The 16,876-nt window shown below is 41.5% G+C and carries 13 protein-coding genes; 6 read left to right on the top strand and 7 right to left on the bottom strand.

Translation table 11 applies throughout. The features are described 5' to 3' along the window. Window positions 1-5: 5 nt before the first annotated feature. Window positions 6-962: a response regulator gene (locus I8751_RS01205; RefSeq protein WP_214437360.1), complete on the bottom strand. Its 957-nt coding sequence runs from the start codon at window positions 960-962 to the stop codon at window positions 6-8. Window positions 963-1,524: 562 nt separating this feature from the next. On the opposite strand from I8751_RS01205, the gene I8751_RS01200 reads away from it, so the two are divergent. Continuing rightward, window positions 1,525-2,601 carry a RuBisCO accumulation factor 1 gene (locus tag I8751_RS01200; protein WP_214437338.1) on the top strand — a complete coding sequence of 359 codons (1,077 nt, stop codon included), beginning with the start codon at window positions 1,525-1,527 and terminating at the stop codon, window positions 2,599-2,601. Window positions 2,602-2,762: 161 nt separating this feature from the next. Here the strand turns inward: I8751_RS01200 and I8751_RS01195 are convergent, their stop codons facing one another. The 3 genes from I8751_RS01195 to I8751_RS01185 all read right to left on the bottom strand — a co-directional run bounded on the left by I8751_RS01195 (window position 2,763) and on the right by I8751_RS01185 (window position 6,264). Next, entirely contained in the window at window positions 2,763-4,436 is a 1,674-nt protein-coding gene (locus I8751_RS01195; protein ID WP_214437337.1) for a glycosyltransferase family 39 protein, read from the bottom strand. 132 nt (window positions 4,437-4,568) lie between these two features. Then, window positions 4,569-5,699, bottom strand: coding sequence for an aldo/keto reductase (locus tag I8751_RS01190; RefSeq protein WP_214437336.1), 1,131 nt, complete (start codon window positions 5,697-5,699; stop codon window positions 4,569-4,571). Window positions 5,700-5,766: 67 nt separating this feature from the next. Next, window positions 5,767-6,264 (bottom strand): bifunctional nuclease family protein, encoded by a 498-nt coding sequence (locus I8751_RS01185; protein ID WP_214437335.1) that lies wholly within the window; start codon window positions 6,262-6,264, stop codon window positions 5,767-5,769. Window positions 6,265-6,603: 339 nt separating this feature from the next. Here I8751_RS01185 and I8751_RS01180 point away from each other — a divergent pair, with 339 nt between their 5' ends. Continuing rightward, window positions 6,604-7,284 carry a riboflavin synthase gene (locus I8751_RS01180; protein ID WP_214437334.1) on the top strand — a complete coding sequence of 227 codons (681 nt, stop codon included), beginning with the start codon at window positions 6,604-6,606 and terminating at the stop codon, window positions 7,282-7,284. Window positions 7,285-7,366: 82 nt separating this feature from the next. On the opposite strand, the gene I8751_RS01175 is transcribed toward I8751_RS01180, so the two are convergent. Next, entirely contained in the window at window positions 7,367-9,067 is a 1,701-nt protein-coding gene (locus tag I8751_RS01175; RefSeq protein ID WP_214437333.1) for a peptidoglycan DD-metalloendopeptidase family protein, read from the bottom strand. A 263-nt stretch (window positions 9,068-9,330) separates the two neighbouring features. Next, a complete protein-coding gene (locus I8751_RS01170) occupies window positions 9,331-10,143 on the bottom strand; it encodes a biotin--[acetyl-CoA-carboxylase] ligase (protein WP_214437332.1) in 813 nt (270 codons plus the stop codon). A 75-nt stretch (window positions 10,144-10,218) separates the two neighbouring features. Between I8751_RS01170 and pgeF the strand changes: the two genes are divergently transcribed. Further along, window positions 10,219-11,004: a peptidoglycan editing factor PgeF gene (pgeF, locus tag I8751_RS01165; protein ID WP_214437331.1), complete on the top strand. Its 786-nt coding sequence runs from the start codon at window positions 10,219-10,221 to the stop codon at window positions 11,002-11,004. A gap of 123 nt (window positions 11,005-11,127) precedes the next feature. On the opposite strand, the gene I8751_RS01160 is transcribed toward pgeF, so the two are convergent. Next, window positions 11,128-12,744: a glycosyltransferase family 39 protein gene (locus I8751_RS01160; RefSeq protein WP_214437330.1), complete on the bottom strand. Its 1,617-nt coding sequence runs from the start codon at window positions 12,742-12,744 to the stop codon at window positions 11,128-11,130. 315 nt (window positions 12,745-13,059) lie between these two features. Here I8751_RS01160 and I8751_RS01155 point away from each other — a divergent pair, with 315 nt between their 5' ends. The 3 genes from I8751_RS01155 to I8751_RS01145 all read left to right on the top strand — a co-directional run bounded on the left by I8751_RS01155 (window position 13,060) and on the right by I8751_RS01145 (window position 16,855). Beyond that, a complete protein-coding gene (locus tag I8751_RS01155; RefSeq protein WP_214437329.1) occupies window positions 13,060-14,304 on the top strand; it encodes a glycosyltransferase in 1,245 nt (414 codons plus the stop codon). Window positions 14,305-14,423: 119 nt separating this feature from the next. Further along, window positions 14,424-16,130, top strand: coding sequence for a glycosyltransferase family 39 protein (locus I8751_RS01150; protein WP_225893881.1), 1,707 nt, complete (start codon window positions 14,424-14,426; stop codon window positions 16,128-16,130). Between the two features lie 119 nt (window positions 16,131-16,249). Beyond that, window positions 16,250-16,855, top strand: coding sequence for a TetR/AcrR family transcriptional regulator (locus tag I8751_RS01145; RefSeq protein ID WP_214437327.1), 606 nt, complete (start codon window positions 16,250-16,252; stop codon window positions 16,853-16,855). Window positions 16,856-16,876 lie beyond the last annotated feature (21 nt).

The raw sequence follows: 16,876 nt of genomic DNA, 5'->3' as shown, positions 1-16,876 counted from the left end.
AATGACTATATTTTTGTTTGATGGCAACGGCTACTAGTCAGAGCGATCGCTACTAGTTCTGCTGATAAATGAATTAGGGTTAATTCATCTTCTCGCAAAGAACACGGTTGTTCCCACTGTAGTGACAATACCCCTAACATATCATTTCGGTAGGTAATTGGAATAACTAAATGTGCTTGTACACCAGTATCTTGATAATGAGCTACACCCGTTAGTTTGGCATCTTTGGCTACATTCAAAGAAACTTGCATTTTTCCAGTAGCGATCGCCTCACTAGTTAGAGGGTCTTGAGCTAACCAGTTATCTAGCTTGCCGTTAGAACTGTAAGATCCTTGAGTCGCAACTAAGGTATTTCCCTCTATTAGCTGCAAAAGACAACCGTCTGCGTCAAAACTATCACTAAAAGCTGTAGCAATTGGTGTTAGAGTTTCATCTAAGCTATGAGCCGCTTGTGTTACCTCCACCAAAACAGTCAGCAGCGCCATTTGGGCATTAGCACGGCGCAATTCTTCTGTCCGTTGCTTAAGCAAATCATAAGTTTCTGCCGCCCTTTGCACTACTGCCTTAAGTTCTCCTGGATCCCAAGGCTTGGTGATATATTTATATACTTGCCCAGCGTTAATTGCCTCTACTAAATCCTCAATATCTGTAAACCCAGTGAGGATTATTCTTACCGTATCTGGAAATTGAGGTACAGTCTTACTGAGAAACTCAGTGCCTTTCATTTCTGGCATCCGTTGATCAGAGATGATTACTGCTACCTCTCCTTCTACGGCCAAAACTTCTAGGGCGTTCATGCCACTATCGGCTTTCAAAACATTAAAGTCTCGCCGAAAGGTACGATACAGGAGATCTAGGTTATCTGGCTCATCATCAACGACTAATATTTTTAGCTTTTTTGGTCGCTCTAGAGTTGCTAATGAACGGCGACTTGTATGATTTTCGGAAGTGGGATTATCCATAAGATAATTGTTATCAATATTCATCATCTTGTTACATTCCATACCCAGGTTAATTGAGAATAGGTGTTCAGCCTTGCGTAAATTTACGCTATCGGGTCAGTTGTCAGTTGTCAGTTGTCAGCGATGCACTGACTTGTACTGAGTTTCGACTACGCTCAACTGCCGCACAGCCGAAGTAACTTGTCGTAAAGCCTGCGGCATAGCTATGCTTAGGGCGCAGCCTCTCGTAGAAAAGAGAAGTGTTGTTTTTTATGTGGTTTAATACTCCATGTTCTTAAAAAGATCTTTACTACTGACCACTAACCACTGACCACTAACCACTAACCACTAACCACTGACCACTAACCACTAACCACTAACAACTAACAACTAACCACTAACCACAAGAGGGTAGAGTTTTTATATTGATCTATTTGCTCCCACTTATGTTATGTGTATTATTCATAACTCATAATTTTGTCTGGCGGTAGAGTGTAGAGATAGTCCGCTGTTAAAGATTACAATAAGATTTGCTGACGAGGTATCAATTACCTTTGCAAATTGAAGCTCCCACCCCATAAATATGACTGACTTATCACCCAACTCTCAAAATCCTGCCAATGATGATACACAAGAGTTGCTGCGAAAGCTGCGGCAAAAGCAAGGCAATTGGGTGGAATGGGGAATGGCGATCGCTTCCCTACAAAAATCTGGTTACAATCCCCAACAGATCTTTGAAGAAACTGGATTTGAACCGATTCAACAAAATCAGGTGATTGTTGGTTCCCAAGTTTATGGTTCTTTAGAAAATGGTGGAGTATCGGAGGCGACGCGATCGCATTACGCTACAAGAGGCAGTGACATTTTATATGAGCTACGTCTGCTTACTCAAGAAGAACGAGCCGCAGCCGCTGAACTTGCCTTTGTTCATAAACTCGATGTTGATGAAGCACGAGATATAGCCAAAGCAATTAAAGATTTCTCTCGTTTCCGCAATTTACCGGAAGGTTTTTCTAACCATCCAGGTGATGCTGTTGCTTATCAATCGTGGAAACTGGCACGCCAATATACAGATTTACAAGAGCGATCGCGTCTAATTGCCAAAGGTTTGCGATTTGCTCAAACGCCCGAAGCTAGGAAACAAATAGAACAGTTACTAGTTGATTTTACGGTTGTTTCCAAGCGCCCAGCGCCGATTTTACCCTTTTATCGATTTGAATCTGATGAGGAATTACCTCGCATTCTGCCAGTTGTAGGTGAGTTGCCATTAACACCCAAAGACTTGCAAAATGTGCCTTTGGTAGAAGACATTCAGCCATTTCGCTTAGTCAAATTTGCAGGAGAGCAAGCCTGGGTTCCTTTACCAGGTTGGCAAGTGCTGCTAAGTGCAGAAGATCCAGTGGTAGTTTTGTGTAATAGCGATCGCCTCCCGAACCAACCAACAAATCCACCCAAACCATTATTAGTAGTAATAGATCGCGCCCAACGACAATGGGATGATTCTAGCTACTTTGTCGTTAACAACGACGGTGAATTAGATTTTCAGTGGTTTGAAACTGAAGCAGAACTTCCTCTGTTAGGCAAAATTATTGTCATTGTGCGTCCTAAGAAAATCTTTGATGAAGAAATCACCAAGGATGCTTGGCAAATTGACGAATAAATAAATCGTTTCTTGGTTAAGGCAAAAGACGCGATAAATCGCCGTCTCCACATGAGGCTTTTTGGCTAATTTTGAGTACAGGCTCTCACTGAAGTTCATTCAGCGGACTACAATCAGTGGTGGGTTAAAAGCCAGCACTGATTATTTTTAATTTTTAATTTTTAATTCCCCGAAAGGGGTTGACTGCACCGATAAAGCTGATAGGGAATACCTATGCGATAGTGCTGCGCGGGATCTATAGTGCAGGTAGTTTGCCCAGAAAGCGCTACCTGCTTTGGATAGTCTCGTCTTCTCATTCCAGGGCCAACTATCCATAAATTCAATTTAGAGGCTTTTGGTACAGGCATCTGAGAAAGTTTATTCCATAAAACAGATAAATCAGGTTTTTTATCTAACAAGGCAAAACTATCAAATTTAATTACAGATGTGCTTGTAGTAATCCTAATTTTTTCTAATGCCAAGGCAAAACTTAATCCCAAGGCTACATCTTGGTAATTGCTGTATCCTACCACTAACATTACTGGTAAAGAAGTTTCTAAGTTGATGTTTTGGGCGACTTGTTCTGGCTGAAATGGCTTTTGAAAAGCTAAATTAGAAACTACAAAAATACAACTAATAAGACCAATAATTAAAAGTATGAATTTAGAATTTTTACTTGTGCTGATAGTAGCTGCGAGAAGGGCGCAAAAGCTAGGATAGTAAACAAAAGTGTAGCGGGGAACAGCAGTAATATCTTTATCTAATAAATAAACAATAGCAAAAAATTGTAATATTACAAAAATAGTGAAGTTTATAAGTGTAAATGTTGCTAGATGAGTTTTCTTTTGTAACCACAGTATTTTTAAACCTTTAAATACTTGCCGCCCTACCCAAATAGCAAAAATCACCATTAAAAATCCACAAATAGCTGTAATGATTATAGGTTGATTTTCCACAGGTAGAGCAATTATCATCAACATCCAACTAATGAGAGTTTGATATAGGGGTGCAAGTAAATTGGGAGAAGGCAACCAATTGGTTTCAGAACTTTGAAAATGATTCAATATCACAATTAACCAGGGAACAAAGCTAATTACTACTCCACTAATTGAGAGAAGAAGAGCAAGCCAAACTTTGTGTGGATTTACTATCTTTTTTCCACCCCAGAACATCAACAAAATTAGTGTGGCAATTTCAGCAATGAAAGCCAACAAAAAAAAGTAATGAACATAAAGACCGATACTATTAATAATTGCCCATAAAATCCAAACCCAAAATCTTAAACGTTGACTCTCAAAGATATCTCGCTGAATTTGTATGAGTCCCAATAATGATAAAGTTATTAGGAACATGGGCATGGTGTAGTGCCGTGCTTCTTGGGAAAGGTAAACAGCAAAAGGTGAAACAGCCATCATCAATGCTGCGATACTTCCAGATGTAGGAGAAAAGGCAATGCGATTGACACCATAAATTGCCGCGATCGCACCTACACCAAATAAAGCCGGTAGCGATCGCAATTTTTCTACCCACTCGAAACCCAAGGGAGTCATCCACCCCAGCCATTTGTACATCCCACAAAAAAACAGCGGCGGATGGGTAGACTGATTAGCAACATTTTCGGCAATTTGATTACAACTCACCCCAGGCTGGAATGTAAAAATCTCTTGCACGCGCTCAAGAGGAAACGCTACATTCAAAGGTAAATCATGGTAATTTTTACCCAAACTAAAAATGGCAGTAATTACCTCATCCATCCACAGGGGTTTTAAGTCTAAATGCCAAAAACGCAAAATAGCACCCAGTGCGATCGCCCCAGCTAAACCTAGATAATGTAAATCAAGTCTGCGATTTGTCATTATTTATCGCTCTTTCATCACTCTCATGAGAGAATAATAAAGTAAAGTGTCGTAAATTCTTTGCGCTCAGCAATTTTTAAGGCAAGAGAAGCAGCTAAAACCATAAAATTTGTAGACTGCTTCACGAATTAATTATCCCCACAATCTCCTACCTGCTTTGCCATTTAATCTTTCGTGGGTGTCTTCTAATAAAGTTGGAATATCTAAATTTTCTGGACATCTAGGTAAGCAATCACCGCATTCTGTGCAGCGATTGGCTTTCATCCCAGGAAACCAGTGTCCAGCATTTTCAAACATTCCGTAGCGATATTTGCCATACTCGGTCATATCATAAGCTACGGCGAGATTTCGTAATCGTAATACCTCTGGTATATTAATATTTTCTGGACAGGGTAAACAAGCGTAACACTGGCTACACTTATCAGTTCCTAAAATAGTTTTTTGGTAATTTTCTAACCGCTGGAAAGCAGAAATTTCTGTTGGTGTTAGTTCACTATCACTATTAGCAAACTGCAAAGGTTCGATTAATTCATCTGGGTTTGCTGGCCCTACACTGAGGGTAGTAATGCGATGATCATTCAGCAAAAAACGATAGTTTAACTCTAAAGGCGAATATGGCTGGCACAAGTTTTTTAGAGTTTGAGGCGGGGTGTAAAGCCTTCCTCCCTTATCAGCAGGAGAAATTATCAAAATGCCCATGTCTTTCTGGGCAGCTAACTGAATCGCTGGTGCATTCCGTTGAAAGAAATAATAATAATGCAGATTGACAAAATCAAAAAAATCTGTATTGATTGCCGCTTGAATAACTTCTAATGATCCGTGGGTGGAAAAACCAACGTGTCGCACTCGGCCATCAGCAACGGCTTCTTGCACTGCTACCATGCAGCCACCTTTGGCTTGCACCCACTCTAGATGCTCCCAAGTATTTAAGCCATGAATCCCCAGACAATCTAGATAATCTAGATTGAATCTTTCTAAGGATTCCCAGATGCACCGACGCATACTATCAGCGTTAGCTGTGGGCGGAATTTTAGTGGTGATGTGAAATTGAGAACGAGATACTAACAACCCACTTTTGATTGCACGGCCAAGATACTCCTCACTTTTGCCGTAACCTCTAGCTGTTTCTAGATGATTAATTCCTAGCGCCAAGGCTTTAGCGATCGTCTGCTGAGCATTTTCGACATCAGCCAGGTAGCGCATGGTTCCCAAAGAAAAAACCGAGAGGCGTAGATTTGTTTTGCCAAAGCGTCGGTATTGCATCTTGAACAGAGTTAGAAGTTAACAGTTAAAAGTTGAAATAACTCATAACTCTTAACTTACAACTTTTTTAACTGTCGCCATCACCAAAGCGCTTGATTAAATCTTCAGGACGGAGATTAGAGATAAATTCACGAAAGGCTTGCTGTTCTGCTTCATCCGCGTCGCGATCAACAGGGATTGAAGCATCAGCAACGACTTCTTCCATTACCCAAATGGGGGTATTAGTACGTAGAGCGATCGCGATCGCATCGCTAGGACGTGCATCAATTTCTTTTTTGACTTCACCTTGCTGGACAATTAAAGCTGCATAAAATGTATCCTTTTGTAAGGAATGAATAATGACCTTTTCTAAAGCCATATTCCATGTCTCTAACATATTCACAATTAGGTCGTGGGTTAAGGGTCTAGGAGGCTTTTGGTTCTCCAGCGCACCCATAATTGCCCTTGCTTGTTCCTGACCAATATAAATTGGCAAAGCACGCCGATCAGAAGCATCTTTCAAAAGTACGATCGGGCTGCGGGTTATGGCATCTAATGCTATACCAGCGACTTTCATTTCAATCATTGGTTAAGCCTCTACAATCCTTTGAGCGCTTGGGTGCTATGTAACAAATAAAACTCTTTATTCGGCGAGTCTGGGACACGAATAAACATAATCATTATTCTCTATAATTGCTTCTATTAAACTCCGAACTTGTTGTGAACACCAGAGTAAGTCAAATTGGTTCGTTTAGACAATAAGCTTCTTAACCAAGTATGCCTTGTGAAGGATGCGAATGTGTTATTATTCCTATAATTAATGCAGTCAGAAATTATACTTAGATTGTTTGAGATTATTGTGAGAATTACCAGTGGATTTTAGGGGAAATTAGGCAATAAATAGAGTTAGTTTTACAAAAAAGCCGTGTTTACAGGATTAATCCAAGCCTTAGGAACTATGAAACCCTTGGAGGGCGATTCTTGGCAAATTACTTGTATGAGTCAGCCATCTGTTGTCATTATGCAGGATTTGGCTTACGGTGACAGCGTTGCTGTAGATGGTGTTTGCCTGACTGTAGAAAAAGTCTTAAAAGACGGGTTTATCGCTACTGCTTCACCGGAAACTCTCCGCCGCACAACTTTGGGAGGTGAAGAAACACAACAGAGATATGTCAACATAGAAACCTCTCTGCGGGTAGGTAGCAAAGTTGGTGGTCATTTCGTGATGGGTCATGTAGACGGCATAGGCCGATTGCTAGAGGTTGAACAAACAGCTAGTTCTTGGGAAATGACTTTTATGGCATCCGAAGCGATCGCGCGGTACATTGTCCCTAAAGGTAGCATTGCTGTGAATGGCATCAGCCTTACGGTAGCTGCATACGAGCCAGAAACATCTCAGTTCACAGTAGCAGTAATTCCTCTCACTTATGCCGAAACTAATCTCCGCTATCTTGCTCCTGGGAGTTGGGTAAATTTAGAAGGGGATATTTTGGGCAAGTACGTGGAAAAGTTCCTTTATCCTAGCCAAAGCAAGCACACAGCCGCAGATGATATCAGTCTCGGTGTAGTTACACCTGCATTTTTAGCAGAACACGGGTATTTATAAGAAGAGGCAGGGGGCAGGAGGCAGGGGTAGATAAAGAAAATAATAACTACTTCCCTTTACCCTTTGCCCCTTACCCCTCTTTTTATGAGCCTGGTTGCTGGGGTAGTTGAGCAGTTTGTAAGGTTTGTACTAACTGACCAAGGGCAATCTGTAATTGGACTCCTGGGTCAACAGCAACCCACCCCTTTTGTGTGAGGTGACGGACTTCAAAGTGGAGGTGAGGCCCTGTGGAATTGCCGGTACTACCAACTCGCCCGATGACAGTTCCTGGTTCCACCCATTGACCGGGTTGAACAAAGATTTCTGACATGTGACCGTAAAGGGTTTGTTGAGCAGAAGTGTGATTTACGGTAACGGTTAAACCATAACCACCCTTCCAGTCAGCAGTTTCCACCTGACCTTTTGCTGCTGCCAAAATTGGTGTACCCATAGGCGCACCCAAATCTGTACCAGCGTGGAAGCGGCGATCGCCTGTAATTGGATGTACCCGCCAACCAAACAATGAAGTAATCGGAGCAGCTACAGAAAGCGGATATACCATTCCTGTACTGCCACGATAGGCGATCGCACCACTGAAAGGTATTTGTGGCAATACTGATGCTAGGGCGAAGTCGTAAGACACTGTGCTGGGGCGAGGAGCAATATTGCCATCAGCCATTGGTGGGGGCAAAGTACCACCACTCGGTGCAATGGGGGATGCGTTGACTCTTGTGGTAGCGAAATTGCTAGGGTTGGGGATAAACCTGTTAGGACGATATGCAGTCTTGGTGACACCAGTAGAACTATTACCAGTAGCACGCCATTTACTGCTGTTGCCAGTAGTAGCCACTTGTCGGACTGGTGGAGTGCTTGCTAACTGGGCAGTTTGACTTTTCTTGAGCCAATTAGGTGCTGGCTTTTGATTAGCTAAACGCTGAGTTTGAGGTGCTTTGGCACAATTACCACCTGATACACCTTGCCCTGTGGATAAAGTTGTTCGACAACCACTAGAGCGTTCTGTGAGTATTACAGAATTAGGTGCTTGATAAGTAGCGGCCGTATCAGTGTTGTAATTGGTGGGGTCAATATAGGCGTTATTATAATCCTTGGTTTTCCCTGCCGTCGCCCTAACAGGATTGTTCGAGTTTTTTGATGGTTGGGCAACTTGAGGAAGTCTTTCTGGTAAAGAGCGAGGAGCAGTGGGTTTAGCTACCTCGATTTTGGGTTTTTCTTCTCTATCTGCAACACTTGCTTTGGGTTGAGAAAATTCTACTTGGGGTTTTTCTTCACTAATACGGACTGGACTTACCCGCAAGTTTTCTGCCTGGGTTCCTGAGCGTTGGATATTTACAACAGGCTCAGTTTCAACTTTAGGTTTTGATTGTCTAACTGGTGCCGCTGATTGCTCAGTTTCAACTTTAGGTTTTAATTGTCTAACTGGTGCTGCTGATTGAGCAGCTTCAGGTCTGCGAAGTTTCTGCCTGAGTTTGGTTTGTGGTTGGGAAACACTCGGCTGCGATCGCACTGCTTTAGAAGCAGCAGTATCTTTTTTTACGGGAATTGTCGCCGCTGTTGGCTGAGAATTTTCAATAGTGGGAACGATGTTATCTATTGATGATTCTGTTTGGGCAAGCGCCAAGCCACCACTGAGGAAGCTGACACTACTTAACAAACAGAAACTCTGTGCTGGCAAGGTAGATAAATAAATACGGAGTAGTTTCCCGCAAGAGAAGCGTCTTGTCGTCAAATCTTGCTGTTTTGAGTTGTGCAAACGGTTTTGGGCAGAGTTATTGCGCTGCGTCATTTGTTCTCTCAGTTGTTTTTAGAGTAATCCAAAGATAGACGTATTTACATTTGTGCCAATTCAATTGAAGTTTTTTTAAAAGTATGAAGTGTTAGGGATGTTCGCGTAGTGTCTCCGATAGGAGAAATATGAAATCAAGACCCCACCAAGTAATCTCGGTGGCTTGCATTTCATTTTTGGCTTTTTTCGTCCTTTATTCTTCATTTTTTCTTCAATTGGTGGTTTGTCTCGCCCTAAGAGCAAAATTTTAAACAAACCTCTAGTTAAACAGAAGTCTTGCTATATCCCAAACTGATTATACCGGGTTCAACAGAAATTTCTGGTATCGCTAGTTCATTTGTATTATCTATTACCATTTTTAGCCGGAGATTTCCCTGATCTGTTACCCCAACTACAATCCCTGAATGATTATTGACGCATACCTTATCACCCATATTAGTCAGTAGATTGCAATAGCGAGACAAGAGTATGCTTACTCCTTCTTGGCAAAGGCATTGCATACCGGATTCTATTCCCAGCAAAACGGTGGAGGTTAGCATTTCCAGACAAGAAATAGATTTACTCGCCTGGGTAGCTTGCCATAATTCTAGATTAATTCCAGTTTCTGGTACTGGATTTGCCCAGTTAATGCCAACGCCGATCACTGCTTGGGTGATACATCCATTGTTTACTTTCGTTTCTGTTAAAATACCGCCTAATTTGCGACCATTTAAGACTAAATCGTTAGGCCATTTAATCCCCACATTCACGCCACACTGGCACAATTGTGAAGCAATTCCCCAAGCAGTTGCTAAAGTTAGTTGGTAGCTGGCAGTAGCTTCTAGTTTAGGAGCGATCGCCACCGAAAGATATAATCCTCCGGTGGGAGAAATCCACTGGCGACCCCATTGTCCTCTTCCGGCAGTCTGCTGAGCGGCAATTACTACAGAGCCACTTTCAGTTCCTTGGTTAAGCAAATTCCAGAGGGTTTGGTTAGTGGAGGAAACGCTTTCAAAAATATGTAGAGAAAATGGTAAATAATTAGACTCACGTCCTTTTTTCAAGCCAATTTCCACTAATTGCTGATCAAGTGCCACAATAGTTAGCCCAAATTCCGTTGTTCAAGTTAGCATGAATTGGCTGATTTTGATTTCTGTTGGATTTGGTTAAAGATGCACATTTGGCATTGGCACAATTGGCAAGGACTACCCTACCTGAGTTGTAGTCTTTTAGAACATTGGCATCACGGCTTCTTTACCCATCAGTTTTGGCCGCGATCACCACAGGAGTTGACAAACGTATTACACCCAGAAGCATCAGTCTATCGTTTAAAACAAGTTCATGGCAATACAGTTCTGACTCCCCAAGAAGTTGATCACAAGGTAAGCACTCTTGAGGATGATTTAGCCCCGGCAGATGGTCTAATTAGTGAACAGCCTCTACAAGCGGTGTGGGTAGCTAGCGCCGATTGTACGCCTGTATTAATTGGGGATGTAATAACTGGACAGGTAGCAGCACTACACGCGGGTTGGCGGGGTACAGCAGCAAAAATTGTTCCCCAAGCGATCGCCCGACTGCAAGCACAAGGTAGCAAACTGAATGATTTACGTATTGCAATGGGCCCTGCGATCGCCGGAGAAGTTTACCAAGTTTCTGTTGAGGTAGCTGCGGAAATCGGGTCTAGCATCGTACCCCATGAAGACGCACAAAAGATTGTCGATGCATTGCACGAGTTACCTAATTCTCCCTTACTGGAAGATCCCAATCCAGGTAAAGTTAGGCTGGATGTGCGGCGAGTGAATGTTTTACAACTGGAAAATTTGGGGATTAGTGCAGAACAAGTGGCGATCGCTCCTTACTGTACTTTTCAAACTCCCGATCATTTCTTTTCTTACCGTCGAGAAAAAGAGAAAAAAGTGCAGTGGTCAGGAATTGTCAGCGGCAATAACAAGGGGTAGGGAGCAGGGGAGCAACAATCTTGGGAAAAGGTTAAGAGGGTAAAGGATGAAGAAATAAACCCTTTCCCCCTTACCCATTCCCCTTTGCTCTTCTTATCCATGCCCAATGCCCAAACAAACAATTTAGTTATTTTTTTGTTCTAACTTCCACAATCTCCCTCTTTTGTAAATCATTGTCAGGTTATATTTTTCCTCTATTTTTGATTTAAATTTTTGAGATGGATTAAATAAAAATACATGACTGAAATTGTTGGGAATATTTGGTGTCTTTGGCTCAATTACTAATTGCAGTTTTACGTTTTTATTGAGCAGATGACTTAAAGACATTAAATCACCAATATTCAAGGAAGAATTACTACTAATTACAAGTGGATTATTAGTTTTGTTAATTATCCGAGCTACTTCGGGATTGGCATGACTGCCTTTACTCCACCATGTTTCAGCTTGGGAACTAATAGCACAAGATAGTAATCCAATCGAAATTACTATAACTATGATTAATTGCCAAAACTTATGAACTATCAATTTAGCAGCAATAATTTGAGTTGCTAATAAGTAAGCAACAGCTAACTGAATGCCTACGTAACATGGCATCACATATCTAGCCCTAGTACTTAATTGTCCTCCCATAATCACATCAGGTAATATGAGGGCTAATGCAGTAAATCCACTCAATGTAAAAACAAATAACCAAACTCTGGGTGCTGTTCGTCGATAAAGAAATAAAAATGCATAAATTACTAAAAATAAAAGCAGAGGAACTAAAAATCTGCCCCAACGCAAAATAGGTAAATTAAAATCTGGGAAAAATGGTTCGTAACGCCAAAAATCTGCAAACAAGCCCCCAATATTAGTAACCCAATTTGAAACCAAACTTGATATAGATTGTCTAGTTTGAGCGCTACTTGTTGTGCGATCAACTTGAGATAAATTATTGATGATAGTAACAATCCAAGGTGCAAAAGCTAGAAACCCTAGACTAGTTGCGCTCAAATAAGCTTTAACTGTTTTGGTAAATCGCAGACGTTCTATAGCAATTACATAAATGCCGTGAGCGATCGCCACCAATCCAGAAAATAAAAATGTATATAATCCGAGTGCTACTGTAACTCCATAAATTCCCCACAGGCGTTTCTTTCGCAGGCGTATTGCTCTAAGCAAGACAGCACTCTCTAGCAAAATAGTTACAATCCACAAACTGAACTGTCGTGCCTCTTGAGCGTACAACACATGTAAGGGCGAGACTGCCAAAAGTGCTATACTCATCCATGCTGTTATTGGTGACTCAAATAACTCTAAACACAGCCAATAGATACAAGGAAAGGCTAGGAGGCTAATAATGGCCGACAGGCTTCTTGCTGCCGCTACTGAATTGCCAAAAAGTTGTACCCATAATCTGACTATCACATAATACAGCGGCGTATGCTGGGCTTCATCTACTGCCAAAGAGTTGATTGTACTAATTACACCTGTTTCTGGATGAGGTCGCTGATAATTTTGGATAGTATCAACATTGATGACTTGCCCATTAAACACTTGTTGGACAAATTCTGTTTTCGTGTAACCAGAAATCCGTAATGAAGTATGAGCTTCATCATGCCAGTAGACTTTTTTCTCCAGGTTAACAAAACGAAAATATATCCCCAAAACTAATAAAACGATAATTAAAAATCTAAACCAAGGAGGAATAATATTTTTTAAATTTTGTAAAGTATTGACTGGAGAAGTATAAGTTTTCATCAATTTTTATAAAACATAGCCATAATTTATCTTCATGCTAAAATTACCATATTTAGCTTGCTGTTAACACAGAAATGTAGTATATATTTTTAATCTAATAAATTTGTTGAACAACATTTTAATATCTTCTAAATCATTGCTTAAATGAGGCAGTAATTAAACTTTAAGAAATATCCCATAACAAATAAAAATACATACTAGATGAGTGCAAAAATATAGAAAAATTGTTTGCCTTTTGAACTTAAACAACAAATAATTAGTTGTAATTTTTGTCAGAATTTATACAATCTCTTTTTAAGATCCACAATTTATTTTATGAATGTCAATTCATTCGACACGCTGTTAAAAGTTCCCACTGGTGTATTGCAAATTTCTGATTTGTTACCTACCAGCGTGGATAGAGATGATCAAGCTATCTATTTATCTCTAGTGATTCCCACTTATAAAGAGCGTGACAATATCCAGAATGTAATTAAGATATTGAGTCAGTTATTGGATGAGTTGATACCAAAAGACTACGAACTGATTGTAGTTGATGATGATAGCCCAGACCGCACTTGGGAAGTGGCACAAAGTTTGACGAGAGAATACCCGCAGCTGCGGGTAATGCGCCGTCAACAAGAAAAGGGACTTTCATCGGCGGTAATTCGTGGATGGCAAGTAGCAAGAGGGCATGTGTTAGGTGTAATTGATGGAGATTTACAGCATCCGCCAGAGGTGTTGACACAACTGTTATGGGGGATTCAAGAAGGTGCAGATTTGGCTGTAGCTAGCCGTCATGTCGAAGGTGGTGGTGTCAGTAGTTGGAGTGTTGTCAGGCGTTTTTTATCTCGTGGCGCTCAGGTGTTGGGATTAATTTTGTTACCGGGGGTACTGGGGAGAGTTTCTGACCCTATGAGTGGTTATTTTATGGTACGCCGGAGTGCGATCGCCGGGGTAATACTAAACCCTGTAGGATACAAAATTCTCCTAGAGGTAATTGGACGCGGAAAAGTGGGCGAAATTACCGAAGCAGGTTATGTGTTTTGTGAACGCCAAGAGGGCGAAAGCAAAGTGACATGGAAACAATATATAGAATATCTCCACCACTTGTTACGGTTACGGTTGTCTAAAGGCGTGTTAGGAAAAATGAATGAACAAACCGGGTTCCCAATTGGTCGATTTTTGCGCTTTGGGTTGGTGGGACTAAGTGGGGTATTTGTAGATATGGCAATGCTGTATTTACTCAGTGACCCGGCTACTTTAGCCTTGCCATTGACACGTAGCAAAATTATTGCTGGTGAAATTGCGATTTTAAATAATTTCTTTTGGAATGACGCTTGGACTTTTGCTGATGTCAGCATGAAGCAGCAAGAATGGCATCAACGTCTGAAACGCTTTTTAAAATTTAATCTCATTTGCCTGGCTGGATTGCTTTTAAACGTTCTGGTATTGAACTTAGTGTTTAATTTGATTATTCCTAACCGCTACATTGCTAACTTGATTGCGATCGCCGTTGCTACTATTTGGAATTTTTGGGTGAACTTAAAATTAAGCTGGCGTGTAACCGACGTAAAATAATTACACAGTTGCCATTGAACTTAATTTCAAATATCAAGTCTAATATTACCTACCGTCTGCTTCTGGGAAGGGAAATTCCTATCTTATAAAGGATGCATTTATCTAATCGATATGCCAGCATGTTTCATCGCTGGTTTCACCCCTTGCTGTGCCTGATTTTGTTTATCATCGGGCTGTGTCTGCGTTTAGCCAACTTGACTGGAAAGTCTCCTTGGACTGATGAATTTTCTACTTTAGTGTTTAGTTTAGGCAATAGTTTTTTGCCAGTACCGCTAGATCAAGCGATCGCACCTGATATTTTATTACAACCACTGCAACCACAACCCGGCGCTAACATCTTTGATGTGTGGGCACATCTTAGTAGTGAAACGAACCATCCTCCACTTTACTTTGTCTTAGCTCACTGGTGGATGCAGTTATTTCCTACACAAAACAGTTTAGTTTCTTTGTGGGGGGCGCGATCGCTGGCTGCTATTTTTGGCGCTGCATCTGTCCCAGCTATTTATGCTTTAGGCTGGCTAACTTTTCGCTCTCGCTTAGTTGGGCATTTAGCTGCTGCCATGATGGCAGTATCACCTTTCGCTATTTTTTTAGCACAAGAAGCTCGTCACTACACTTTGGCAATTTTGTGGGTGATTGCTTCTTTAGCCTGCTTGGTAGTTGTTACACGTCACATTCAAAACCGCAGTCAACTACCCATCTGGATAGCCCTTTCTTGGGTAGGAATTAATGCTTTAGGCATCGCAACTCATTACTTTTTTGTCCTGACTTTGTGTGCGGAAGCTCTAGTTTTAGTTGCTTTAGCTTGGCATCAAACCCAGAATGGAACAAAATTTTCTCCCCTATTCTTTCTTCCCTGGCGGCGCATCTATGCCGTAGCCGCTGGTACTTTTGTTGCAGGTGCGGTTTGGCTACCAATGTTTTTGCAGAATAGCTACGGTAGCAAATTGACAGATTGGATACAGCAACCACGGGAGGGGTTTGCTTGGTTAAGTCCAATTTTTCAAGCTTTCGCAGCATGGATCACCATGCTTTACCTGCTACCAGTTGAAGCCCCACAACTAGCAATTGTTATTTTCTCTGGGCTGGTAATGTTGGTGTTTTTGATTTGGGCAGCACCAATTTTAGTTCGTGGGTTTAAGATGCAACTACAACAACCAGAAAATCGGTTGATGACTCAGGTATTGTCTGGGTTCGTTGTAGGAGCGATCGCTTTATTCTTTATTTTTACTTACTTTTTGGGCATAGATCTCACACGAGGCGCTCGTTATAACTTCGTTTACTTCCCAGCTGCGATCGTTTTACTAGGAGCGAGTCTTGCAGTTTGTTGGCAAAGTTCTCAAGAATCAACCGGGGAAATAGGACGATGGGGAATTAATGGTAAAAAAGCCGTAATCCTCATTTGGCTAATGGGATTTTTCAGCGCTGTGACAGTTGTCAGTAATCTTGGCTATCAAAAATACTATCGTCCTGACCTTTTTTTACAACTAATTCAAAAAACATCCCAAGTCCCAGTACTCATTGCTACTACCCAAATTACCCATGTCCAAATTGGGGAAATGATGGGCATAGCCAGGGAGTTGAAAATTCAAAATTATCCTTCTTCATCTCCTCTATTTCTCCTTGCTCATCAAGATCAAGATCCTCAGACTTCTACCACTACCTTAGAAAATACATTAAAGACACTGCCGCAACCGTTTGATTTATGGCTTGTGAACTTTCATGCTCCCATAGCCGAAGAAGTTAAAAAATGTGTTCTTGAGACCCAATCTTTACCAGCAGTCAACGGCTACGAATACAGAATTTATCACTGTAATCAAAATTAAATTAGCCTGATATGGCATTTCCTACTCTGCTGAAGTACAGAGACATGGCTGTTTTTTGCTAATCTTCATTGTTGCATTGCCTTTCCTTTTACCAAAAAGTTGTGTTATGGTCTTATTGAATGAACGTTCAATCAATAAACATGCAAGCAAAAAGTTCCCGGCAGCAACAAGCGATCGTGCGGCGTGAGCATCTGGTAGATACAGCGTTGGCACTGTTTTCCCAGCAGGGTTACGACGCAACAAGTATCAAGCAAATCGCGGCGGCGGAGGGCGTAGCAGTAGGACTGCTGTATCACTACTTTCCGAGTAAAAGCGAACTGCTTAGGGCGGTCTGGGAGCGACATAGCTTTTTGCCGGAGTTGCGCGCTTTGCTTTTAGTAGAACATGGCGAGACAGCGGCGTGTGTATTGCAGAAAGTGGCAGAGCGCTTTTCAGCAATGATTGATCGCAAAGAGTCACTGTTTCGCCTCATGGTGCGCGAAAGCCAGAGTAACTCTGAAGTTGCAGACTGTCTGCACGCGATCGTAGAAGAAGGAATTACAGCGTTGGGGGCTTATTTAGAAACGCGTGTTGAACTAGGAGAATTACGTCCTCACAATACAGCCTTAACTGCCAGAATGCTGCTTGGAACAGTGTTAACCACACACTTAGCACGTCTGCCGATTCGCCCGTGGGTGGAGTTAGTTACTCAACTGCTGCACGGCATCAGCGCTCACCCTAACTAAGACTAATTTTGAAAACTGAGG

The sequence above is a fragment of the Atlanticothrix silvestris CENA357 genome (assembly GCF_016056295.1).
Lineage (GTDB): Bacteria > Cyanobacteriota > Cyanobacteriia > Cyanobacteriales > Nostocaceae > Atlanticothrix > Atlanticothrix silvestris.
The sequence above is the reverse complement of the archived record's forward strand: the minus strand, read 5'-3'. Positions and strand labels throughout refer to the sequence as shown.